The 23262-nt window shown below is 66.4% G+C and carries 16 protein-coding genes; 6 read left to right on the top strand and 10 right to left on the bottom strand.

From position 1 onward, the window contains the following. The first annotated feature begins 31 nt into the window (after nt 1-31). From KBW95_RS20940 to KBW95_RS20965, 6 genes are all read left to right on the top strand, one after another. Complete coding sequence (locus KBW95_RS20940; protein ID WP_211529242.1) at nt 32-946, top strand: alpha/beta hydrolase; 915 nt, start codon at nt 32-34, stop codon at nt 944-946. Between the two features lie 368 nt (nt 947-1314). After that, on the top strand, nt 1315-2316 hold the full coding sequence (locus KBW95_RS20945) for a BMP family protein (RefSeq protein WP_211526759.1): 1002 nt from the start codon (nt 1315-1317) through the stop codon (nt 2314-2316). Nucleotides 2317-2404: 88 nt separating this feature from the next. Then, the gene (locus KBW95_RS20950) at nt 2405-3934 is read left to right on the top strand and encodes an ABC transporter ATP-binding protein (protein WP_211529243.1); all 1530 of its coding nucleotides are present in this window, start codon (nt 2405-2407) and stop codon (nt 3932-3934) included. A 12-nt stretch (nt 3935-3946) separates the two neighbouring features. Next, the gene (locus KBW95_RS20955) at nt 3947-5044 is read left to right on the top strand and encodes an ABC transporter permease (RefSeq protein ID WP_211529244.1); all 1098 of its coding nucleotides are present in this window, start codon (nt 3947-3949) and stop codon (nt 5042-5044) included. A 3-nt stretch (nt 5045-5047) separates the two neighbouring features. Then, nucleotides 5048-6013, top strand: coding sequence for an ABC transporter permease (locus tag KBW95_RS20960; RefSeq protein ID WP_211526756.1), 966 nt, complete (start codon nt 5048-5050; stop codon nt 6011-6013). Nucleotides 6014-6210: 197 nt separating this feature from the next. Then, nucleotides 6211-6516: a hypothetical protein gene (locus KBW95_RS20965; protein WP_211526755.1), complete on the top strand. Its 306-nt coding sequence runs from the start codon at nt 6211-6213 to the stop codon at nt 6514-6516. A gap of 79 nt (nt 6517-6595) precedes the next feature. Here KBW95_RS20965 and KBW95_RS20970 read toward each other — a convergent pair whose 3' ends face one another. From KBW95_RS20970 to xdhA, 10 genes are all read right to left on the bottom strand, one after another. Continuing rightward, complete coding sequence (locus tag KBW95_RS20970; protein ID WP_211529245.1) at nt 6596-7453, bottom strand: MipA/OmpV family protein; 858 nt, start codon at nt 7451-7453, stop codon at nt 6596-6598. A gap of 68 nt (nt 7454-7521) precedes the next feature. Further along, a complete protein-coding gene (locus KBW95_RS20975) occupies nt 7522-9555 on the bottom strand; it encodes a diguanylate cyclase (RefSeq protein ID WP_211529246.1) in 2034 nt (677 codons plus the stop codon). A 101-nt stretch (nt 9556-9656) separates the two neighbouring features. Beyond that, entirely contained in the window at nt 9657-10718 is a 1062-nt protein-coding gene (locus KBW95_RS20980) for a S1/P1 nuclease (protein WP_211529247.1), read from the bottom strand. Between the two features lie 30 nt (nt 10719-10748). After that, a complete protein-coding gene (locus KBW95_RS20985) occupies nt 10749-12440 on the bottom strand; it encodes a bifunctional UDP-sugar hydrolase/5'-nucleotidase (protein ID WP_211529248.1) in 1692 nt (563 codons plus the stop codon). Between the two features lie 100 nt (nt 12441-12540). Continuing rightward, on the bottom strand, nt 12541-14913 hold the full coding sequence (locus KBW95_RS20990; protein WP_211529249.1) for a TonB-dependent receptor: 2373 nt from the start codon (nt 14911-14913) through the stop codon (nt 12541-12543). A gap of 469 nt (nt 14914-15382) precedes the next feature. Further along, entirely contained in the window at nt 15383-16879 is a 1497-nt protein-coding gene (locus KBW95_RS20995; protein ID WP_211529250.1) for an adenosine deaminase, read from the bottom strand. 195 nt (nt 16880-17074) lie between these two features. Continuing rightward, entirely contained in the window at nt 17075-18385 is a 1311-nt protein-coding gene (gene guaD / locus KBW95_RS21000; RefSeq protein WP_211529251.1) for a guanine deaminase, read from the bottom strand. Continuing rightward, nucleotides 18385-19368, bottom strand: coding sequence for a xanthine dehydrogenase accessory protein XdhC (gene xdhC / locus KBW95_RS21005; RefSeq protein ID WP_211529252.1), 984 nt, complete (start codon nt 19366-19368; stop codon nt 18385-18387). The genes guaD and xdhC overlap by 1 nt, the downstream gene beginning before the upstream one ends. Then, on the bottom strand, nt 19369-21714 hold the full coding sequence (gene xdhB / locus KBW95_RS21010; RefSeq protein ID WP_211529253.1) for a xanthine dehydrogenase molybdopterin binding subunit: 2346 nt from the start codon (nt 21712-21714) through the stop codon (nt 19369-19371). Next, nucleotides 21711-23186: a xanthine dehydrogenase small subunit gene (gene xdhA / locus KBW95_RS21015; RefSeq protein ID WP_211529254.1), complete on the bottom strand. Its 1476-nt coding sequence runs from the start codon at nt 23184-23186 to the stop codon at nt 21711-21713. The genes xdhB and xdhA overlap by 4 nt, the downstream gene beginning before the upstream one ends. Nucleotides 23187-23262: the final 76 nt, after the last annotated feature.

Below are 23262 nucleotides of genomic sequence, written 5' to 3' on the forward strand. Positions count from 1 at the left end.
AAAATCTGGCCACAGCGCTAGACTGTGCTTCATGTACACACCGAAAAAAATTGCGGCGGGGTTTACGGGTTTTGCCAGCGTCTTGTGGCTGGGCCTGACGGCTGCGGTGGCGGCAAGCCAGCGCAGGCTGGTCTTCAACCCCACGATCGAGCGTGAGGTGCAAAGCCCGCGCAGCAGCGGGCACCGCACCCGCCAGGTGGTACTGCGCTCCCGGGACGGCACCCGCCTGTGCGGCTGGCTGATGACGCCCCAGGTGCAGGGCCCGCGCCCGGCCGTGATCTACTTCGGCGGCCGCTCCGAGGAAGTGTCCTGGGTGGTGCGCGACGCCGGCAAGCTCTTCCCCAATATGACCGTGCTGGCCATGAACTACCGCGGCTACGGCGAGTCGCACGGCGACCCGGCCGAGAACCACATGGTCGAAGACGGCTGCCTGTTCTACGACTGGCTGGCCGCGCGCGGCATGGTCGACGCCCGCCGCATCGCCGTCGTCGGCCGCAGCCTGGGCTCGGGCGTGGCGGTGCAGGTGGCCAAGGAGCGCCCGGTGCACTCGGTGGTCCTGATCACGCCCTACGACTCCATCCTGGCGATCGCCAAGCGGCGCTTCCGCGCGATGCCGATCGAGTACATGCTGCGCCACCGCTTCGAGTCGATCAAGTACGCGCCCTCGCTCACCGCCCCCACCTATGTGCTGCGCGCCAGCGAGGACGACGTGGTGCCGCATTCGCACACCGACGAACTGGTCGCCAAGCTGGCCCAGCTGGTCGCGGACGACACCGTGCCCAACTCGGACCACATGAACATCCCCTACCTGGAAGCGACCCAGGCCCTGATCGCCAGCTTCCTGACACGCCAGTTCAGCCAGCCGGTGGCCATCCCCGCGCTGCCGCCCGCGCCGTCCCCGGCGATCGCCGAAGCAGAGGCCGAAATCACGGCGGAAGCGAAATAATTGTTGAGTGTTGGCTACACTTATATTTCCCTCGAATAAATTGCCAAGTAAAATGGTATTTGTCATCAATATGCCGGATGATGCATATTTGACAGGCTGAGCTGCGAGGGTCCAGGTATGGCGAACCATGCGCGGCACGCGGCCGGTTTTCCCAGGAGTTTCCTGTTGCGATGATGCGACATGGCAAGGCTTCCACCGGGTAAATCGTCCCCGCGTTACAAATCGACACCCCATGAGCGTTCCAAGGCTGACACAATCGCGCTGCGCGATGATCCTTCCTTCGTACGCCATGGACGATGCAGCTTGCGCTGCCCGCGTCTTCGGCAAGAAGGCGGCGGGTACAATATCGCTATTCCAGGAGCCACTACATGAAATTTAAGCATCTCAGCATGACCATCGCGGCCCTGTGCGTCGCCGGCAGCGCTTTCGCGGCGCCCGCAGCACCGAAGCTGGGCGTGGTCTACGACGCGGGCGGCAAGTTCGACAAGTCGTTCAACCAGTCGGCCTTCGAAGGCCTGCAGCGCTTCAGCAAGGAGACCGGCATCAAGGTCCTCGAGGTCCAGGCGAACAGCGATACCCAGGCCGAGCAGGTGATGCGCGGCCTCGCGCGCAAGAAGATCGACCTGATCGCCGCGATCGGCTTCTCGCAGACCCAGGCGGTCCAGAAGGTCGCCAAGGAATTCCCGAACGTGCGCTTCGTGCTGATCGACAGCATCGCGCAGGGCAACAACATCAACTCGGTGATGTTCAAGGAGCAGGAAGGCTCCTACCTGGTGGGCGTCGCCGCCGCCATGGCCTCCAAGACCAAGAAGCTGGGCTTCGTGGGCGGCATGGACATCCCGCTGATCCGCGCCTTCGCCTGCGGCTACGCGCAAGGCGCCAAGGCCCAGTATCCGAAGATCGAGATCATGCAGAACATGGTGGGCACCACCGCCGCGGCCTGGAACGACCCGGCCAAGGGCGGCGAGCTGGCGCGCGCCCAGTTCGAGCGCGGCGCCGACGTGGTGTTCGCGGTGGCGGGCGGCAGCGGCATGGGCGCCCTGCAGATGGCCAAGACCAAGGGCAAGCTGGCGATCGGCGTCGATTCGAACCAGAACTACCTGCACCCGGGCACCATGCTGACCTCGATGATCAAGCGCGTCGACGTGGCGATCTACGACTCCTTCATGGCGCAGAAGAACGGCACCTGGAAGGCCGGCGTCACCTACAAGGGCATCAAGGAAGGCGGCGTGGACTGGGTCCTGGACAAGGACAACCGCGCGGTCGTCACGCCGGAGATCGAAAAGCGCGTGAACGCCGTGCGCACCGACATCATCAACGGCAAGATCAAGGTCATCGACTACCGCGCCGGCAGCAGCTGCCCGGTCTGATCGCCCCATCCCCATGAAAAGCGCGCCGCGCCGGTGAACCCGGCCCGGCGCGCTTTTGAATAAAACGAACCACAACACACAGATCGCAATGCAGCCAGCCGTAGAATTTCGCAACATAAGCAAGGCCTTCGGGCCGGTGCAGGCGAACGCCGACGTCAGCTTCTCGATCGCCAAGGGCTCGATCCATGGCGTGATCGGCGAAAATGGCGCCGGCAAGTCCACCCTGATGAGCATCCTGTACGGCTACTACAACGCCGACAGCGGAGAGCTCCTCATCGACGGCTCGGCGCGCCAGATCCGCACCAGCCACGAGGCCATCGCGCTGGGCATCGGCATGGTGCACCAGCACTTCATGCTGGTCGAGAACATGACCGTGCTCGACAACGTGATGCTCGGCACCGAAGGCGCATTCAAGCTGGCTGCCAAGCGCGCCGAGACCGAAGCCAAGCTGCGCGAGATCTGCGCCAAGTACCGCCTCGACGTCGATCCGCTGGCCACCATCCACGACCTGTCGGTGGGCGCCCAGCAGCGCGTCGAGATCCTCAAGCAGATCTACCGCAGCGCCGAGATCCTGATCCTGGACGAGCCGACCGCCGTCCTCACAGCCCAGGAAACGGCCTCGCTGTTCGAGATCCTGCGGCTGTTCAAGGAACAGGGCAAGACCATCATCCTGATTACCCACAAGCTGGGCGAGATCATGGAGATCACCGACCAGGTGACGGTGATGCGCGCCGGCCGCGTGGTCGGCGCCGTATCGACCGCCGAGACCTCGAAGGAACAGCTGGCCAACATGATGGTCGGCCGCCCGATCGAGGGCAACCTGCCGCGCAAGCCCTACAATCCGGGCGCTACCTTGCTGAAGGTCGAGAACCTGCAGCTGGAAGACAAGCACAAGGTCAAGCTCCTGGCCGACATCGACCTCACGGTGCGCGCCGGCGAGATCGTCGCGATCGCCGGTGTGTCCGGCAACGGCCAGAGCGAACTGATGGAGATCCTGTCGGGCATGCGCCTGCCGACCTCCGGCAAGGTCGAATTCCTCGGCAAGGCCCTGCCCTACGCCGGCCGCTCGAACGCCGACGGCCTGCCCGCCGTGTTCCGCCAGCTGGGCATCGGCCACGTGCCGGAAGACCGCCTGCGCGACGGCGTGATCAAGGATTTCTCGGTCATGCAGAACACCGTGTTCGGCTACCAGGACCGGGTCAGGAACCGCGCCGGCCTGTTCGATTTCAAGGCCATCGCCCAGCGCTGCGCCCACTTGCTCGAAGCCTTCGACGTGCGTCCGAAGAACCCGGACCTGCGCATCGGCCTCCTGTCCGGCGGCAACCAGCAAAAGGTGGTGATCGCGCGCGAAGTCTCGGCCAGCCCGAAGCTGATGCTGGTCGGCCAGCCGACCCGCGGCGTCGACATCGGCACCATCGAGAGCATCCACACCCAGCTGCTGCGCCTGCGCGACGAGGGCGTGGGCATCCTGCTGGTCTCGACCGAGCTGGAAGAAGTGCGCGCCCTGGCCGACCGCATCGTGGTCGTCTCCGGCGGACGCATCACGGGCGAACTGAAAGTTGAGGAATTCGATACCACCCGCATCGGCCTGCTGATGGGCGGGATGCACAAGCACTGATCGCCAATGAGCATGAAAACCACTGAACTCCCACGCTGGGCCTCGGGCTTCGTCCTGCCGGTCCTGAACCTGCTGTCCGCGCTGCTGGTGGCCGCGCTGGTGATCCACCTGCTGGGCGAGAGCCCGGTCGAATCGCTGCAAATCCTGGTCAACAGCGCCGTGATCAATCCGGAAGGCCTGAGCTACACGCTGTTCTACGCCTCGACCTTCGTGTTCACCGGCCTGGCCGTCTCGGTCGCCATGAAGGCCGGCCTGTTCAACATCGGCGCCGAAGGCCAGATGTACCTGGGCGGCCTGGGCCTGACCCTGGCCATGCTGTCCTTCGACGCCACGCTCTCGCCCTGGCTCCTGATCCCGCTCGGCATGCTGGGCAGCGCCGTGTTCGGCGCGGCCTGGGCCTTCCTGCCCGGCTACCTGCAGGCCAGGCGCGGCAGCCACGTGGTGGTCACGACCATCATGTTCAACTTCATCGCCGCCAACCTGATGAACTGGCTGATCGTGGGCTTCCTGATTCCGGAAGGCGACCAGAACCCGGCCAGCCGCACCTTCACCGAGGCGGCGGCGATGCCGCGCCTGTTCGACTGGTTCCCGGCGCTGGGCGACACCCCGCTCAACATCTCCTTCCTGCTGGCGATCGTGGCGCTGGTGATCTACGGCGTGGTCATGTCGCGCTCGCCCTGGGGCTACAAGCTGCAGGCCACTGGCCTGAACCAGCACGCGGCCCACTACGCCGGCGTGCGCATCAGCCGCATGATCATCGTCGCCATGCTGATCTCGGGCGCCCTGGCCGGCCTGGCCGCGGTCAACTCGATCATGGGCTCGACCCACTACCTGAGCCTGAACTTCCCGGCCGGCGCCGGCTTCGTCGGCATCGCGATCGCGCTGATGGGCCGCCAGAACCCGGTCGGCATCTTCCTGTCGGCGGTGCTGTTCGGCGCGCTGATCCAGGGCGGCTTCGACCTGTCGCTGGAAAAGCCGAACATCCCGCAGGAGACCTTCATTTTCATTCAAGGCCTGATCATCCTGTTCTGCGGCGCGATGGAGAACCTGTACGCGCCGGCGGTCCTGAAACTGATTAATCCATCAACTAAGGCTCGCAAGAAGGGTTAAGCCATGGAAGACTTCCAGTTCGCCAGTATCGTCGTTTCGACGATCCGCAATGCGCCGGTCCTGATGTTCGCGGCCATGGCCGGCCTGTTCGCCGAGCGCAGCGGCGTGGTCGACCTCGGCCTCGAGGGCAAGATCCTGGCCTCGGCCTTCGTCTCGGCCGGCGTCGCCTACAGCTACCAGGACCCGTGGATGGGTATCGCCGCCGGCATCCTGGTATCGGTCGCCCTGGCCCTCGTGCAGGCCTTCGTCTCGATCACCCAGAAGGGCAACCAGCTGGTGGCCGGCATCGCGATCAACATCGCCATGAGCGGCCTGACCTTCGTGGTGGCGCAGTACTTCTTCCAGCAGGGGGGCCGCACGCCGGACCTGGGCGAGGCGCGCCTGTCCGACGTAGTGCTGCCCGGCACCGCTGCCCTGGCCGACATTCCCTTCATCGGCTGGCTGGTTGGCCACGTGATCGGCGGCCACTCGGTGCTGGTCTACCTCGCCTTCCTGCTGGTGCCGGTCGTGCACTGGGTGCTGTACCACAGCCGCTTCGGCCTGCGCCTGCGCGCCTGCGGCGAAAACCCGCATGCCGCCGACGCGGCAGGCGTCTCGGTCGAGCGCACCCGCTACACCGCGATGCTGATCGCCGGCGTGCTGTGCTCGTTCTCGGGCGCCTACCTGTCGATCGTCCAGAGCGGCTTCTTCCTGCGCGACATGTCGGCCGGCGCCGGCTACCTGGCGCTGACCGCCCTGGTGTTCGGCAACTGGCGTCCGCTGCACACGGTGCTGGGCTGCCTGATGTTCGGCTTCTTCGGCGCGGTGCAGATCCAGATCGAAGGCGTCGAGCTGCCGGTGGTCGGCAAGATTCCTGGCTCGCTGATCCAGATGATCCCTTATGTGGTGACCGTGATCGTGCTGGCCGGCCTGATGGCCAAGTCGGTCGCGCCGAAGGCGCTGGGACGCCCGTTCGTGAAATCGCGCTGATCGCCCCTGCTCGGCGCATGGCCCGCTTCGGCGGGCCATTTTTTTGTCCGTCGGCACGGGTTATTGCACAATTTGTTAGCAATTGTGACTACGGTAAGGCTTTGTAAGGACGGTCAACAGGGCCCATCCGTGGCCCGTTGATGAGTCAGGTGAAACGATAAACGTACGCCAGAAACCAACCAGAAAGGATTCTTTACATGAAGAACACCATTGCTACCCTGATCGTCGCCCTGTCCGCCACCTCGGCTTTCGCCCAGACCGCCACCCCGGCAACGCCGGCAACGCCAGCCACCCCGGCCATTTCGGCGAGCGCGGCTGCCCAGACCACCGATTCGACGACCACCGCAGCAACCGCGGCCACTCCTGCTGTGCCGGCAACCCCTGCCACCCCGGCTGCTCAAGCCGATGCGGCGGCGGCAGATGTGAAGGCTGACGTGAAAGCCGACGTCAAGGCTGACGCCAAGCACGACAAGAAGACCAAGCACGAAAAGAAGACCAAGTAAGGCGCGCTGCGCCCGGGCCGCCCCCTTGTGTGCCCGGGCTGCGCTTTCGCCGTGCGGCCTTGCGCCGCACGGTGTTTCTCTACAGGGACGCCGGAGAGATCGTTTCCGTTCCGCTGGCCCGCCGGCTTGAACGCTTCCAGGTCCAGGCGAACCCCACCCCGCCCGACACACCCGTGTCGCGCAGATGCAGCGGACTGTCCCGGTTCGCGGCGCCGTGATAACTCTCGAATCGCAAGAAACCGAACAGCCGCAGGTCGCGGTTGATCCTGCGCGTCCCGAACACCCCAACCCGCGTGAGCATCAGGCCCGCATCCGCCGCATAGGCCGGCCGCGCCGCGTTCGCATACTGCGGCGCCACTTCGTAGAAATAGCGCTGGATACGCTCGTTGCCGACGACGGCGCTGAGCTGGCCCTGGAAAGTCCAGGCCCCACCCTCGCCCACGCGCTCGTAGACCAGGCGCGGCTCGAAGGTCCAGCCCTGCTGGCGCAGGCCGCCCCGGGCCTCGATCACGGCCCTGAGCGGCAATTCGGCGCGCAGCCGGGTCGAGCGGTCCAGGTCGGCGATCTTCACCTTCAGGCGCGGGCCGAATTCGAGCAGGGTGCCGAGGTCGGGCATGCCGGCGCGCACCTCGACGTCATCGGAATCGGAGGGCAGCGCACCGGCCAGGCCGACGTCGAACTCGACCCGGTCGGAATGGAACAGGCGCGCGCCGATGCCGGACTGGTCGGCGCGCAAGACTTCGCCGCGATACAGGATGAAGGGCAGCGCCAGCAGGCGCGAGGAGCGGTCGTCGGCGCCCGGATAGGCGGGCGTGGAAATGGCGGCCGCGCCGATGCCGATTTCCCAGAGCGGAAGATTGCGTTCGTCGGATTGGGCGCTGGCAAGGAGAGGCAGGGAGCAAGCGGCGCAACAGGCCGCCTTGAGGATGGAGTTCATGGCGCTTGGAAGGAATAGGTGGTGTGCCGCATTCTAGCCACAAGCCCTGCCTGGGCGCGCCGCGCAGATCAAGCGGGACCGGGCACCACCAGCAGCTCGACCTCTCCCGCCGCCGCCGCGCCGGCCAGGTCGCCGTGCACGCGGCTGAGATCCGACCCCTCGCGCACGCCCATGAAGCAGGTGGCGCGGTTGCGTCCGCCCGACTTCGACAGGTAAAGCGCCAGATCGGCCACGTGCACCGCATCCATCCAGTCCTGTCCCGGCCAGGCCGGCCAGGCGATGGCGCCGGCCGAGGCGCGCACGGGAATCTCGCGCCCCTCGTGGATCACCGGCTCGCGGCCCAGCGCACTGAGCGCCTTGGCGGCGATCACCGGCAGTCCTTCGGGCGAGGTGCCAGGCAGCACCAGCACGAATTCCTCGCCGCCCCAGCGCACCACCGCATCCTGCTCGCGCACCAGGGCGCTCAGGCGCGCGGCGACTTCCTTCAGGACCGCATCGCCGGCGGCGTGGCCCCAGGTATCGTTGATGCGCTTGAAGTGGTCGACGTCCAGCAGCAGCAGCCCGACCGCCGCCTGGTAGTGGCGGTCGCGCGAGCGGCCGTGGACGGTGGCTTCCTGCTGCGACATCAGCTGCTCGAAGTGGCGGCGGTTGAAGACGCCGGTGAGCGGGTCGTGCACCGACTGCGAAGCCAGCGCCGCGTTGTCGACCAGGAGCGCCCGGTTGCGGCGGCGCGCCTCGCGCAGCCACAGCACCAGCAGCACGGCCGACAGCAGCAGGACCAGCGCCAGCGCCACCCACAGGCGCTGGCGCCAGGCATGGGCCGCCACTTCCGCCTGCGCGCGGGCGTTCTGGAGCGACAGGCGTTCGATCTCGCGGTTCTTGCGCTCGGCGGAGAATTTTTCCTGCAGTTCGAGCACCGCTTTCTCGCGTTCGGCGGAGGTGATGGCGCCGGAGAGCTCGACCACGCGCCTGAGCGCGGCCAGGGCGTCGCGGTGGCGGCCCGCGCGTTCCAGTACGTTCGCCTGCTCGGATAGCAGGTCCACCACTTCGCGCCGGCCGCCCGCCTTCTCGGCATAGGCCATCCCCTGCCGCATCAGCGCCATGCCTTCGCCGACGCGGCCGCTGCGCGCCAGGGCGCTGCCGCGGTTGCTCAAGGCGAAGGCCAGGCCGATGTCGTCGCCCACCTGGCGGGCGAGCCGTTCCGCCGCCTCGGTCGCGACGATCGCCTGCGCGTACTCGCCGCGGTGGATGTGGTAGGCCGAGAGATTGGAATGCGCGATCTGCTCGAGCGCCTCGGCGCCGGGCGTGTCCTTCGTCATGCGCAGCACGTCGAGCAGGGCCTGGTATTCCTTGGCGGGCTGCTTGAGCGTGCCATAGGCATAGCTCCGGTTGATGCCGGCCTGCGCCATCGCGAAGCGAAAGCCGATGCGCTCCGCGATCGCGTAGCTGTCGTCGACCACGCGCAGCGCGCTGGCCATGTCGTCACGCGCGAAATGCACGCTCGCCAGCGCATTCAGCAAACGCGCCTCCGAGGCCGGCAGGCCGGCCCGCTCCGCCGTTTCGACCGCCTGCAGGCCCAGGCTCAGCGCCGCCGCATCCTCGCCCTGCAGCATGCGGGCGCGCGACAGCGCGCCAAGGCGCAAGGCCTCGAAACGCAGGTCGCTGGAGGGCGGCAGCGCCGCCAGCTGGTCCAGCAAGGGTTGAATGGCCGCGCGCTTGTTGGCCAGGTCCGCTTGCCCGATACGCAAGGCCAGCAGATAGGAGCCGCAGGGTGTGCAGCGCCCGCTCCCGGCCAGCCGTTCCAGCTGCTTGAGGGCGGTCGCGAGCTCAGGCTTGTGCTCGCCGTGCACGGCGAGCTGGGCCAGCGTGACGTGGTAGCGGAGTTGCTGCGCCACGGGCGCGCCGGCATCGGGCCGGTCCTCGGCCGCCTGCAGGCGCTGGATGCCCAGCAGCGGCGACGCGTAGCCGTGCCGGTCGAGATCGTCGAGCACCGCAGTCACGGGTTCCGCGGCGGCCAGCCCGCTGGCGAACAGCAAGGCGGCCGACAGCAAGGCCGGCAGCGTCAGGCTGCGAGCGAGGGGTAGCGAGGGAAGAGAGAACATGCAAGCGTGCGAGCCAAAATTGTCCCGCACGCATTCTAGCGCCGAGCAAGTCCGCCCGGCATTTTGTAGCCAACAGGAAATTCTGCCGGCCAGGCCCACGGTCAGCCCTGCTCCGGGAAGATCGCCTGCAGCAGCGCCGCCAGGTTATACCCGCCCTTGATCAGCTGGGTCTTGGCGATCGCCGAGCTCGGCACCGGGTAATTAGCCGGCACTTCCAGCGCGAAGGTGTAGTAGGTCTCGCCCTTCTTGCTGGTCTGCGGGGTCAGCTTGCCCGGCGCTACCTCGGCATAGGCCAGCTTGGACACCACCAGTGCGTCGTCCGCCCACTGGTAGGGCCAGGTCATCGGGTCGCCCTTGGCCTTGGCGACCTGCGGGTTGCCGGCGATGGCGGCCTGCGCGAACTGCTCCGGGGTCTTGACCTGGATGCGGCGGAAAGCGTAATCGACCGTGGTGCTGTCCCAGTAGGAGTGGAAGGGCTTGGTCAGCGCCTTCGGCACGCCTTCCTTGACCGGCGCCGGGTCGCCCGGCGGGATCAGGCCGGCGGCCAGCCCGGCGATGGTGGCGTCGTCCAGCAGCAGGTTGTTGCCGCCGCGCGAATCGAAGATGGTGGCCTCGTCGACTTCGGCGTGGGTCTTGGGCACGACGAACTTTCCGTCCTTGCTGACGAAGGCCGCGCCCACGTGCAGCGGCTGGTGGATGTCGCCTGCGAAGTGGGCCAGCAGGATCAGGGCCTGGCGCTTGGTGAACTTGTGCGGGTTCAGGCTGGGCTCGGTCTTGCCCTGCAGGACCGCGATGCACTGCTTGAGGGTCTGCACGATGTCGACTTCCGAGGTGCCCACGCCGTGGTCATGGTACTTCTCCAGCTGGAAGGGCACGTCGGTGTAGTGGTACTCGCTGTGCTTCGGGTTGCCGTTCACGTACTCGACCATCTCCGCGGTCTGCGGGCCGCAGTACGTGCCCTTCACGCAGTCCGCCCAGTTGGCGATCGATTCGAGCGATTCGCCCGGCTGCAGCAGGGCGGCGATCTGCTTCTGGGCGTAGGTGCCCTTCAGCAGCTTGTCGGCGATCGCGCCCACGGCGCGGTGGCCGTCGCGGCCCCAGGCCGCGGCGTCGAAGGAGGCGAAGGCGCTGGTCAGCGCCAGCACGCATGCGAGTTTTTTCATGGTGTTTCCTTGATCCGGTGATTGCACGATTTAGTTCAGCTTCAGGATGCGTGCTGCCGCAGGCGCCGGCGCGGCGCCCTGCCCTTCGTTCTTTTTCAGGTATTCGGTGAAGGCGTCCAGGTCCAGCAGGCCGGTCTCGACGCGCCTGGTCCCTTTGGCGAATTCCGGGAAGTTGTCGCCGCCTTCGGCCAGGAAGTTGTTGGCGACCACGCGGTAGGTCTTGCCGTCCTCGATCGCCACGCCGTTCAGCTTGATGCTGCCCGGGACCACGCGGCTGCCCACCGGGCGCCTGGCGTCCCACTGGTAGCTGAAGCCCTGCGATACCTGCAGCATCGAGGTGTCGGAGGCGGCCGGGCGCGCCCATTGCTGTTCCAGCAGATTGCGCAGCTGGGCGCCGCTCAAGTCCATCACCACCAGCGTATTGCCGAAGGGGAGCACGGCCTGGGTCTGGCCGAAGTTGGCCAGGTTGCCCTCGCCCGCCTCCAGGTCCTTGCGGATGCCGCCTTCGTTCATGAAGCCGATCTGGGCGCCCTGCTCGCGGGTGGCGGCCAGCACGGCGTCGGCGATCACGCCGCCCAGCGCCGATTCGCCGGCATCGTTCTTCTTGCGCAGCACCGGCGCGCCGGCCACCGTCGCGATCGGGCGCGCCAGCGCGGCGCGGCTGCGTTCCTTGACCGAGGCCACGAAGGCGGCGATCTTCGGATCGGCCGGGTACAGGTCCTGGCTCATGACCACGTTGCGGGCCTGGAGATCGGTGACGCTGTCGGTGCGCGGATCGACCTTCATCGAGATGCGCGTCAACAGGTGGCCGGCGGAAGCGGCCTGGGTCACGGTGCGGCCCTCCACCTGGCACAGGAAGCCCTGGTGGGTATGGCCCGAGATCACCAGCTTGATCGCCGGGTCGAGCTTCTTGACGATGTCGACGATGGCGCCTTCCAGGCCGGTGCAGCCCGGCTGCAGCGGCGCTTCCTTCGTGGTGCCGCCTTCGTGCACCAGCGCGACGATCACGTCGGCGCCCTGGGCGCGCATGGCGGGAATCGCCTTGTTGATCGCTTCGGCTTCGCCGCCGAACTTGAGGCCGGCGATGCCCGAGGCCATGACGACGGAATCGGCGCCCTGCAGCACCGCGCCGACCAGGCCGACCTTCACGCCCTTCACTTCCTCGATGCGGAAGGCGGGGATGAAGGGCTGGCCGGTGGCGCTGTCGATCACGTTGGCGGCCAGGTAGGTGAAGTTCGCGCCCTTGAAGTCCTTGCTCATCTGGCAGGCCTTGGCCGGGCGCGGCGAATCGCAGCCGCCGTGCTGCTGGCGCAGCAGCTCCTTGCGGCCCGCGTCGAATTCGTGGTTGCCGACCGCGCTCACGCGCAGGTCCAGCATGTTCATCGCCTCGATGGTCGGCTCGTCGGCCCACAGCGAGGACAGCGCCGGGCTGCCGCCCACCAGGTCGCCGGCGGACACGAACAGCAGGTCCGGGTCTTCCTTGCGCCAGGCCTGCAGCGCACTCGCGACGGCTTCGAGGCCGCCTGCGCGGATCGCCTTTTCCTTCGCGCCGTCGGCGCCGGTCGGCACGTAGCGGCTCGGCTCGAGGTTGCCGTGGAAGTCGTTCATGGCGACCAGGCTGATCTCAACAGGTCCCGACGTCTGTTGCTGGACGGCGCAGCCGGAGAACGCGAGCACGAGCAGCAAGGGAGCGCTGCGGGCGAGGATGGGGACAGTCTTCATGGTCGTCAATACGGGGCTGGAATGTAAAAACAGGCCCTTGCGGGCCTGCTCGATACTGCATGCTGCGGTCCGCCGCCGGAGCGGCGGACCTGGTCGCCAATCAGATGTCGACCGACAGGGTCACCGACGCGAAGCGCGGTGCGCCCAGGTAGTAGCGCAGGGTGCCGGTGCTGCTCACGCCCGGGAACGGGGTGGTGTTGGTCACGCTCTGCGACGACGGGTTGCGGTACTGCTTGTTGGTGATGTTGCTCAGGTTCACCTGCAGCTTCGGACGCTTGAAGATGCCGTAGTTCGCGAAGGTGTAGCCGGCGTCGAAACCGTAGGTGGTGTAACCCGGTGCCCACTCGTCGTTCACCAGGGTGCCAGCCTGCTTGCTGGTCGACTTGGCTTTCAGGCGAGCGAAGAAGGTGCCCTGGCTGTATTCCAGCGACAGGCCAGCCTTCAGCTTCGGCGTCAGCGGCATTTCCTTGCCGGCGGTCGGCAGGACGCCGGTGGCGCTCACGCGCAGGTCGTCTTCGATCTTGCTCTTGGTGTAGCCGAACGAACCGTAGGCTGCCCAGCCGTTGATCGGGGTGTTACCCATTTCGATCTCGAGGCCGTAGTTCTTCACGTTGCCAGCGTTGGTGTAGCTGCTGGTGTTGGTGATCGGGTCGAAGGCGGTCGCCTGGCGGTTCTTGAAGTCCACCATGAAGGCGGTCACGGTCGCGATCAGCTTGTCGCTCTGGTGACGGTAGCCGATGTCGGTGTTCCACGAGGTCTCTTCCTGCACGTCGCCACGCAGGGTCGCCACGCCGTTGGTCAGGATCACGTTGCTGCCGACGTTGTTGAACACGAAGTTCGGCGGCGCTTTCATGTTCTTCGCGATGCTGGCGAACAGCTGGTTGTCGTTGGTGATGCGGTAACGGGCGCCCAGCTGCGGCAGCACGTCGTGGTACTTCTTGACGATGTTGTAGTTGTTCTGGTTGCCTTCGCTGGCGAAGTTGGTGAAATCACGCTCGATGAACGGGGTACGGATACCCAGGTTGATCGTTGCGCGGTCATCCATCAGCGAAATGGTGTCCTGCAGGAAGAACTGGTAAGCGGTCGAGATGGTGTCCCAGTCGCGGCTCATGAACGGGGTGCCATCCGGACGGCGGACCTGGAAGATCTGCAGGTACGGATCGACCGGGCGGCCGTCGGCGGTCACCGGGACCATCGGGCCGGTCTGGCGGTGGCTGGCGCGCTCGTACCAGAAACCGGTCAGGATCGAGTGGTTGTTCCAGGCGTAGTTGATCGACGAGGTGATACCCGGACGCTTGGTGTCGGTCTGCGACGCGTTGGCCATGATCACGGTGTCGAGGGTGTCGCCGTCGCCGTTCAGGTCGACTGCCGCGTTGGTGCGGCCGGTCGCGGCGTTGTAGAAGCCGGTGCTTTCGCGCTGGACGCGCTGCTGCAGGCCGCCGTTACCGAAGCCATACCAGAAGTACGGCAGGATCTTCAGGTCGAGGTTCTCGCTCAGGCGGAACTTGGCGGTGGCCGAAGCGATCGCGTTCTTGAACGGGTTGATGTACAGGCCGTGGTACAGCGGGGTCTGGGTGGCTTCGACCTGGGCGGTGCCGCGCACGCCAGGCAGGTGGCCGGCGAAGACATCGCTGGTGTCGTAGAAGTAGCCCTTCTCGTTGATTTCTTTCAGCGTCAGGTTGTTGATGCTGTTGTTCAGGGCTTCGTTCCACAGCAGGGTGGCGTGGATGTAGTTGAAGCGATCCCAGTCGTAGTTGAAGCCGGCGTCGATGTGGTCACGCTTGGCGACGCCCTTGCCCTTCCACTTGTCGGCCATCGCGCGCGATGCCGAGATGAAGAACTTCGAACGCTTGTCGGAGAACTTGCCGCTGTCGTAGCGGACGAAGGTCTTCCAGCTGTTCAGCTGGCCGACGGTCTGCATGAAGCGCACGCGCTCCTTGTCTTCCGGGTTGCAGGTGTTGATGCCGAAGTTGCCGCCGGTAGCGCCGACTTGCGGCGAGTCCACGTCGGTCGAACCCTGGGTCACGAACTGGCTGCAGGTGTTTTCCTGGTCGACGTATTCTTGCGGGTACACCGAGAACGAACCCGAGTCGTTCACCGGCACGCCGTTGATGGTGGCGCCGATCTGGTCGCTGTTGAAGCCGCGCAGGGTCAGGCCGCCGCCGAACAGGCCGGTTGCGTCGTGGTTGTAGCTGTTCACTGCCGGCAGCAGTTCCAGAGCCTCATAGGCGTTGCCGGTCGGACGCTGCTTTTCCAGTTCCGCTGCGGTGACGGTCGAGCGCGCTTTCGGCGCTTCTTCGAAAACCATCAGGCCCATACCCAGTTTCTTGCCGGTGATGATAACTTCCGACCGAACCTGGCCTTCGTCAGACGTGGCCGTGGCGGTCTGAGCTTGAGCCGCGCTCACGCAAGCCAGCTGGCATGCCAGGGCGATCAGGCCAAGGCGCAGCTTCGGTTGTTGGTTGAATTGCATTCAAAACTCCCCTAGAGTGTCATTATTAAAACTACAACAGCAAGCAGACCAGCTGCAAAATTCTTGGCGAAAACCATCGCTTTCGCGGAGGGCACGGCAGTGTAAGGTCTGAGTATGTCCGGCTGATGACGCACCGATAACAAGCGGCCCAAGGACGAAGGAAAATACTTTCCATTTCGACATTCGGCGACTATGCATGAGCACATGTACGCTGACAAATACCGTTTCGCTTCCAGATTTATACGAAATACGTATAAGTAACCGTGGGAGGAGCCGCGTGGCTAGCCAGCAACATCCTTTTCTCCAGCGGAAACAAGCCGCGGCGCGATTATAAGAGGGGAAATTCTTGCGTGAAACGAATAAGCTTATAAATTCATTTCATTAAGGGGAGAGGCAGCGCAATGTGTAGCGCATTGGCCACATATCAAGCATGTCAAGACCCGGCGCCGGACGGCGCCGGGTTGAAGGCTCAGCGCTTGCCGGCGGCGCTGGCGGACTTGCTCAACCCCGCGATGCGGGCTTCGAATTGCGCAAACCGCGCGTCCAGCTGGCGGGTCAAACGTTGCTTTTCCGCCACGGACAGGAAGGCGTAGCGGATGCTGTTGTACGAGGCCTTCTTCACTTCCGCGTAGCCCGGCTTGTAACGGCTGGCGAACAGGACGTACTCGTTCGACAGGGTGTGGCGGGTCACGCCGGCGTCGTCGGTCGAGATCACATAGGGCACGCCGTACTTACGGTACAGGTTGATCGGGTGGTTCGTCCCTTCAATGCCGCTGATGAAAGCGTTCGAGGTCAGGTTGATCTCGACCGGGATGTCGTCCTCGCGCATCTTCTGCATGATCGCCGGCGCATTGGTCTCGTGCGCCAGGTCGAGGCCGTGGCCGATGCGCTGGGCGCCCGCCACCACCAGGGCCTGGTCGATGTGGAACTTCAGGCCTTCCGGCGGCACGTCGCCCATGGCCAGCTCGCCCGCATGCATGGCGACCTTCACGTCCGGGTACTTGGCGCGCAGGAAGCGGAACATCTTCATGTGCAGCGCGTAGTCGCGCATCGCGATGTGGCTGCTCTCCTGGCCGACGATATTGACGCCGACGATCTTGTCGTTCGCGACGGCCGACTTGAACGCCGCCATCATCGAGGAGAACACCAGCGAAGGGCTCATCAGGCGGAACACGTAGGTCTGGTAGCGCATCGTGAAGCGCTCGTCGTCGATGCCTTCGGACGCATCGACGACGGTGCCCACGAACTTGTCGATCGACTTGTTGAAGTTCTCGTCCTTGTCCAGGGCGGCCCAGGCGGCGGCCAGCTGGGCGTCCAGCGCGGCGTCGTTGCCGGCATTGGCGGCGGCCTGCTTGTCGAAGTCGGTATTCGGCAGCGCCGGCGCCGACTTGAACATGGTTTCGATATAGCCGACGTTTTCGGCGATGGCGCGCTTCTTGAGTTCCTGCAGGCCTTCGCGGAAGTTGCTGTTCGAGACCGGGCCGAAGAAGCCGAAGGTCTGGAAGAACAGGCGGTCCGGCGGCGGCTGCAGCGCGCCGTGGTTGCCGAAGTCCTTGTTCGACCAGCGCTGCAGCAGCTCGCGCCAGGTGTGGTCGTCGGCGTAGATCTCGGCCGAGCTCAGGCAGGTGCGCTCCGCAACCGGCTTGGCGCGCTCATAGGCGATGACCTCTTTCTTGGTTTCGATCTGGTAGGTCTGCTTGTTCACGCAATAGCCCTGCTTGTCGACGAAGTCGACGTACTGCTCGACATAGATCGCGCCCGAGTAGTGGTGGTGCAGGTCGCCGCCCTTGGGCATCTGGGTGAAGAACAGGGTCAGCTCGGCCAGTTTCGGCTCGCCGGCGATCAGGGAGGCATAGTGCTTGGCGGTGGCGCTTTCGTTCACGCTCGACGCCGGGCCCTTGGCCAGGGCCGGCTGGGCGGCGACGGCCAGCGCCAGCATCGCGCCGGCGGTCAGGTGTTTGCTCATATGGTGCTTTCTGGTGGGAGGCGCGCAGCGCGCCGGGTTTGGCGGCAACTCTAACTGCTTCGTTCAATGTTGGCAATATTGATGGGGTTGGGGCTGGCAATGATCATGCAAACTTGGATCCCCGCCTTCGCGGGGATGACGTGCTTATTGTGTTGGCTTTAAAACCGTCATCCCGGCGCAGGCCGGGATCCAAGTTCACTTACCCCGCCCGTGCACCCTGTTCCCACCCGAGTAAGTCGCCTCCACCGTCCGGTCATCCCCCAGCAGCGCCAGCGCGAACAGCAGCTCTTCCAGCGAGTTGCAATGCGAAGTGCGCCTTTCCATCAGCGGCGTCGCCTTCGGATCCAGCACCACGAAGTCCGCCTCCCTCCCTTGCGCGAAGCTGCCGATGCTGTCTTCCAGCCGCATGCTGCGCGCCGCGCCCAGGGTGGCCAGGTAGAACATGCGCAGCGCCGGCAGGTAGCTGCCTTTCAGGCGCGCCACCTTGTAGGCTTCGTTCATGGTCTGCAGCATCGAGAACGAGGTCCCCGCTCCCACGTCCGTCCCGAGCGAGAGCAGCGCCTTGGCGCCGTCCGCGCGCTCGAAGTCGAACAGGCCGCTGCCCAGGAACAGGTTGGAAGTCGGGCACACCGCCGCAGCAGAGCCGGTGGCGGCCATGCGCGCGAAGTCCTCGTCGTCGAGCCAGATGCAGTGGCCGAACAGGGCGCGCGGGCGCATCAGGCCGTAGCGCTCGTAGACGTCCAGGTAGCTGCGCGCCTGCGGAAACAGCTCGCCCACCCAGCGGCATTCGTCCTTGTTCTCCGACACGTGGGTCTGGATGAAGGTGTCCGGGTACTGGGCCGCCAGCTCGCCCGTCAGCTTGAGCTGGGCCTCGGTCGAGGTGGGGGCGAAGCGCGGGGTGATCGCGTACAGCGAGCGGCCGCGCTTGTGCCACTTGTTGATCAGGGCTTCGCTCTGGCCCAGGTCGCCCTCGAGGTCGCGCAGGAAGTCCGGGCAGTGGCGGTCCATCAGCACCTTGCCGGCCACCATGCGCAGGCCGCGCGCTTCGCTGGCCTCGAAGAAGGCGTCGACCGAACCCGGATGCACGGTGCAGTAGACCACGGCGGTCGTGGTGCCGCAGCGCAGCAGCTCGTCGAGGAAGAACTCGGCGGTCGAACGCGCATGCGCCGGGTCCTCGAAACGGCGCTCGGTCGGGAAGGTATAGGTCTCCAGCCAGGGCAGCAGGCCCGGGGCCGGCGAGGCGATCATATCGGTCTGCGGGTAATGCAGGTGGGTGTCGATGAAGCCCGGCGTGATCACCTTGCCGCGGTAGTCGACCGGCTCCAGCCCTGGCGGCAGGGTAGCCGCGAGCCGGGCGTAGTCGCCGGCGGCCTTGACCTTGCCATCTTCGACGACCAGCAGGCCGTCCTCGTGCCAGGCATGGGCGCGCTCGTCGAAGGCCGGGTCGGCGTGAAAATGCAGCAAGCTCGCACGGTAGGCTTGCACGTTTAGCGGTGCGGTGGACATCAGTTGGATTCCGAAGAAGGTTCAGGGTGCGCGGCCGCTTCCCACAGGGACAGCAGCTGGGCCGCGACGGAGGCCGCGATCACGGCGGGCGCCTTGCCGGCAATGCCGGGCAGGCCGATGGGACACACCATGGCGGCAAGGCGCGCTTCAAGGATGCCGCGTTCGCGCAGGCGGTGCTCGAACTGGCGGCGCTTGGTGTCCGACCCGATCAGCCCATACCAATCGTCCCAAGGGCGCGACAGTATCGCGTGCGACAGGCGCAGGTCAAGTGCATGGCTGTGGGTCATGACCAGGAAGGTGGTTCCGCGTGGCGCTTTTTCAACAAGCGCTTCGGGCGTGTCGGTCGCCTCAATGCTCACGTTGGCGGGCACCGTCGCTGGGAATTCCTCCTCGCGCTCGTCGACCCAGGTCACGCGGCAAGGCAGTTCGGCCAGGGCGCGCACGATGGCGGCGCCCACATGGCCGGCGCCGAACAGCATCAGGTGGGCGCGCGGAGCCAGCACGGCATCAAGCAGCCAGCGGCGTCCGCCCTCCTCCACCAGCACGTGGGTGCCCGCGTCAAGCGCGAAGGACGGACCGGCCTGGCCCGCCAGCAAGCGCCCCTGGCCGTCGAACAGGCCCCACTGCGCCTGGCCGTCGAGCGCCACCAGGCGCCAGCTGTCTTCGTTGCGGCGCGCGGCCAGCAGCGCCAGCTGTTCCGCGTCCACCGGCTCGAAAGCCAGGTAGGCGATGCCGCCGCAGCATTGGCCCAGGCTGGGGCCGAGCGGGAAGCGTTCCAGGCAGGCCTTGCGTCCATCGCGCAGCATGGCGCGCGCGATGTCGAGGGCGCGGTGCTCCAGGTGGCCGCCGCCGATGGTGCCCAGGAAGCCATCCGCCTGCACGAGCATGCGCGCGCCCGGTTCGCGCGGCACGGAGCCTTCCACGCGCGCGACGGTCACGAGCACCGCGGGCACGCCCGGTGCGGCTGTCAGCCAGTCGTCCATTCAGGCGTCCTGGCTTGCTGCCGCTTCGACGGCCGCATTGACTGCTGCAATGGCCTTGAGGATCTCCTCGCAGGTCGCCGGTGCGTTCAATGGCGGGTTGACCTTGTGCCCGCCGACCGCCGAGATGGCGTCGCGGATCGCGAAGAACACCGAGAACGGCAGCAGCAGCGGCGGTTCGCCCACGGCCTTGGAGCGGTGGATGCTGTCCTCGACGTTGGCGTTCTCGAACAGGCGCACGCGGAAGTCTTCCGGGCAGTCCGAGACGCCGGGGATCTTGTAGGTCGAGGGTGCGTGGGTCATCAGCTTGCCCGATGCGTTCCACCACAGCTCCTCCGTGGTGAGCCAGCCCATGCCCTGGATGAAGGCGCCTTCCACCTGGCCGATGTCGATCGCCGGATTCAGGGAACGGCCGGCGTCGTAGAGCGCATCGGCGCGCAGCAGCTTCCATTCGCCGGTGAGGGTGTCGACCACCACTTCCGACACCGCCGCGCCGTAGGCGTAGTAGGAGAACGGATGGCCGGTCATGGTCTTCGGGTCCCAGTGCAGGCCGGGGGTGGCGTAGAAGCCGTCCGACCACAACTGCACCCGCGCCAGGTAGGCCTTGGCGACCAGCTCGCCGAAGGGCAGCGCCAGGCCGTTCACGAACACGGTGTCGGCCGCGAAGCGCACTTCGCTGGCCGCGCCGCCGTACTGCTGCGCCGCGAACGCCGCCAGGCGCTCGCGGATGGTGCGCGCCGCATCCTGGGCCGCCTTGCCGTTCAGGTCCGCGCCGGTGGAGGCGGCCGTGGCCGAGGTGTTGGCGACCTTGCTGGTATTGGTGGCGCTGGCGCGCACCCGCCCCAGGTCCACGCCCAGTTCATGGGCCACGACCTGCATCACCTTGGTGTTGATGCCCTGCCCCATCTCGGTGCCGCCATGGTTGACCAGGATCGAGCCGTCCACGTAGACGTGCACCAGCGCGCCCGCCTGGTTCAGGTGGGTCACGTTGAAGGCGATGCCGAACTTGACCGGGGTGAGCGCGAGGCCTTTCTTGAGCACCGGGCTGCCGCGGTTGAACGCTTCGATCGTGGCGCGGCGCGCGCGGTATTCGCTGCTGCCTTCCAGCTCCGCCACCAGTTCGTGGATCACGTTGTCGACGATTTCCTGGCCATAGGGCGTGACGTTGCGCTCGCTGCGGCCATAGAAATTCAGGCGCCGGATGTCGAGCGGGTCGCGCCCGAGATTGCGTGCGATCTCGTCGATCACGTACTCGATGGCGATCGCGCCCTGCGGCCCGCCGAAGCCGCGGAAGGCGGTGTTCGACTGGGTGTTGGTCTTGCCGCAGGCGGCGCGGATCTCGACGTCGGACAGGTAATAGGTGTTGTCGAAGTGGCAGACGGCGCGCGTGGCCACCGGCCCGGACAGGTCGGCCGAGAAGCCGGCGCGCGAGACCATGTCGACCTTGGCGGCGACGATGCGGCCCGACTCGTCGTAGCCGACTTCGTACAGGTAGTGGAAGCAGTGGCGCTTGCCGGTGACCAGCATGTCGTCGTCGCGGTCGGCGCGCAGCTTGACCGGACGGCGCAGGCGCGCGGCCGCGATGGCGGCGGCGGAGGCCCACAGGGCCGACTGCGATTCCTTGCCGCCGAAGCCGCCGCCCATGCGCCGGCATTCCACGGTCACGTGGTGCGAATGCAGGCCGAGCGCGTGCGCGACCACGTGCTGCATCTCGCTCGGGTGCTGGGTCGAGCAGTAGACGTGCATGCCGCGGTCCTCGCCCGGCACCGCGTAGGCGATCTGGCCTTCGAGGTAGAACTGCTCCTGCCCGCCCACGTACAGTTCGCCCTTGACCACGTGGGGGGCGGCGGCAAACGCCTGTTCGGCGTCGCCGCGCGCCAGGCGCATCGGCGGCAGCACCCAGGACCGGGCGGCGCGCGCCTCCTGCGGCGTCATGACGGCCGGCAGGTCTTCATACGTGACCTGTGCCAGGCGCGCAGCGCGGCGCGCATTGTCGTGGCTGTCGGCGACCACGATGAAGATGGGCTGGCCGACATACTGCACCAGCCCATCGGCCAGGATCGGATCGTCGTGGATGATGGGGCCGCAGTCGTTGGTGCCGGGGATGTCGCCGGCCGTCAAGACCGCGACCACGCCGCGGCTGGCGCGCACCGGTTCCAGGTCGATGGCGGCGATGCGCGCATGCGGGCGCGCCGACAGGCCGAGGGCGGCATGCAAGGTACCCGCGAGTTCACGAATGTCGTCGGTATAGGTGGCCTGGCCGAGCACGTGCAGCTCGGCGGATTCGTGGAAGCGGGCGCGGCCCACTTCCTTCCAGGTCTTCAGTTCGGGCACGACGGTATCGTTCATGCTGCACTCCCTGCCAGCGCGAAGGCGTTGACGCTGCTTGCCGGCAGCGGATCATTGGTGCGCGTCTCGAACCAGAAGCGGCGCAGCAGGTTCTGGGCGGCCTGCATGCGGTAGCTGCTGGAAGCGCGCATGTCGGACAGCGGCGCGTAATCCTGGGCCAGCGCGGCCATGGCCGCGCGCAGCGTGTCCTCGGTCCACGGCTTGCCCGCCAACAGGGCCTCCGCCGTGCTGGCGCGCTTGGGCGTGGCGGCCATGCCGCCAAAAGCGATGCGCGCGCTGGCGATGGTGTCGCCGATCAGGGTGAAGGCGAAGGCCGCGCACACCGCCGAGATGTCCTGATCGAAGCGCTTGGCCAGCTTGTAGGTGCGGAAGCGCAGCCCGGGGCGCGGCAGCGGCACGCGCACGGCCTGCACGAATTCGCCCGGACGCAAGTCCTTCTGCTGGTAGCCGAGATAGAAGTCTTCCAGCGCCAGCACGCGCTGGCCGCCGCCGCTGCCCAGCACCACCTGGGCGCCGAGGGCGATCAGCCAGGGCATGGAGTCGCCGATGGGCGAGCCGTTGGCGACATTGCCGCCCAGGGTGCCGGCATTGCGGATCGGGAGCGAGGCGAAGCGCTGCCACAGCTCGGACAGCTCGTCCGGATAGTGGCGGCATACGGCCGCATAGGCGTCTTCCAGGCTGACGCCGGCGCCGATCTCCAGCATGCCCTCGCCTTCCTCGACCGCCTGCAGGGCCGCGACCTGGCCGAGGTAGATCACGTCGTTCAGCACGCGCATCTGCTTGGTGACCCACAGGCCGACGTCGGTCGAGCCGGCCAGCAGCACGGCCGCCGGGTGCCCGGCGCGCAGCGCTGCCAATTCTTCCAGGGTGCGCGGCACATGGAAGCGCTGGCCGTGGGCGGTGTAGGAAAAACCGTGGCTGCGCTGCAGTCCGCTCAGGCGCTCGGCCAGGGCAGCGCGGTCGAAAGCAACCGGCGGCAGCTCGCTCATGCGGCGCGCGGCGTCGATGATGGGACGGTAGCCGGTGCAGCGGCACAGGTTGCCCGAGAGCGCGTCGTCGATCTGGCAGCGGGAAGGCCGTTTTCCTTCCTGCTTGACGTACATGCCCCACAGCGACATGGCGAAGCCCGGGGTGCAGAAGCCGCACTGGGACCCGTGGCATTCGACCAGGGCCTGCTGCACCGGGTGCAGCGTGCCGTCGGGCTGCTGCAGGTCCTCGACCGAGAACAAGGCCTTGCCGTCGAGCGTGGGCGTGAACTGGATGCAGGAATTCACCGCCTTGAGCGTGACCTCGCCGTCTTCCAGCGAACCGATGACCACGGTGCAGGCGCCGCAGTCGCCTTCGGCGCAGCCTTCCTTGGTGCCGGTGCAATGCAGGTCCTCCCGCAGGTGCTGCAGGATGGTTTGCGTGGGCGCGGCGTCCCGGATTTCGTGGACGGCGCCGCGGTAGAAGAATCGGATCGGTTCTGACATGCTGGTCTCGCAGTGACTTTGGCAAACGCGCAAGGGCGGAAGGCTACCATCCGCGACCGTCCTTCATATAATCAAA

This window comes from Massilia sp. ZL223 (assembly GCF_018119395.1).
Classification (GTDB): Bacteria; Pseudomonadota; Gammaproteobacteria; order Burkholderiales; family Burkholderiaceae_D; genus Telluria.

Coding starts and splice junctions, on each gene's coding strand:
- KBW95_RS20940 (WP_211529242.1), top strand. CDS start 32: ATGTACACACCGAAAAAAATTGCGGCGGGGTTTACGGGTTTTGCCAGC.
- KBW95_RS20945 (WP_211526759.1), top strand. CDS start 1,315: ATGAAATTTAAGCATCTCAGCATGACCATCGCGGCCCTGTGCGTCGCC.
- KBW95_RS20950 (WP_211529243.1), top strand. CDS start 2,405: ATGCAGCCAGCCGTAGAATTTCGCAACATAAGCAAGGCCTTCGGGCCG.
- KBW95_RS20955 (WP_211529244.1), top strand. CDS start 3,947: ATGAAAACCACTGAACTCCCACGCTGGGCCTCGGGCTTCGTCCTGCCG.
- KBW95_RS20960 (WP_211526756.1), top strand. CDS start 5,048: ATGGAAGACTTCCAGTTCGCCAGTATCGTCGTTTCGACGATCCGCAAT.
- KBW95_RS20965 (WP_211526755.1), top strand. CDS start 6,211: ATGAAGAACACCATTGCTACCCTGATCGTCGCCCTGTCCGCCACCTCG.
- KBW95_RS20970 (WP_211529245.1), bottom strand. CDS start 7,453: ATGAACTCCATCCTCAAGGCGGCCTGTTGCGCCGCTTGCTCCCTGCCT.
- KBW95_RS20975 (WP_211529246.1), bottom strand. CDS start 9,555: ATGTTCTCTCTTCCCTCGCTACCCCTCGCTCGCAGCCTGACGCTGCCG.
- KBW95_RS20980 (WP_211529247.1), bottom strand. CDS start 10,718: ATGAAAAAACTCGCATGCGTGCTGGCGCTGACCAGCGCCTTCGCCTCC.
- KBW95_RS20985 (WP_211529248.1), bottom strand. CDS start 12,440: ATGAAGACTGTCCCCATCCTCGCCCGCAGCGCTCCCTTGCTGCTCGTG.
- KBW95_RS20990 (WP_211529249.1), bottom strand. CDS start 14,913: ATGCAATTCAACCAACAACCGAAGCTGCGCCTTGGCCTGATCGCCCTG.
- KBW95_RS20995 (WP_211529250.1), bottom strand. CDS start 16,879: ATGAGCAAACACCTGACCGCCGGCGCGATGCTGGCGCTGGCCGTCGCC.
- guaD (WP_211529251.1), bottom strand. CDS start 18,385: ATGTCCACCGCACCGCTAAACGTGCAAGCCTACCGTGCGAGCTTGCTG.
- xdhC (WP_211529252.1), bottom strand. CDS start 19,368: ATGGACGACTGGCTGACAGCCGCACCGGGCGTGCCCGCGGTGCTCGTG.
- xdhB (WP_211529253.1), bottom strand. CDS start 21,714: ATGAACGATACCGTCGTGCCCGAACTGAAGACCTGGAAGGAAGTGGGC.
- xdhA (WP_211529254.1), bottom strand. CDS start 23,186: ATGTCAGAACCGATCCGATTCTTCTACCGCGGCGCCGTCCACGAAATC.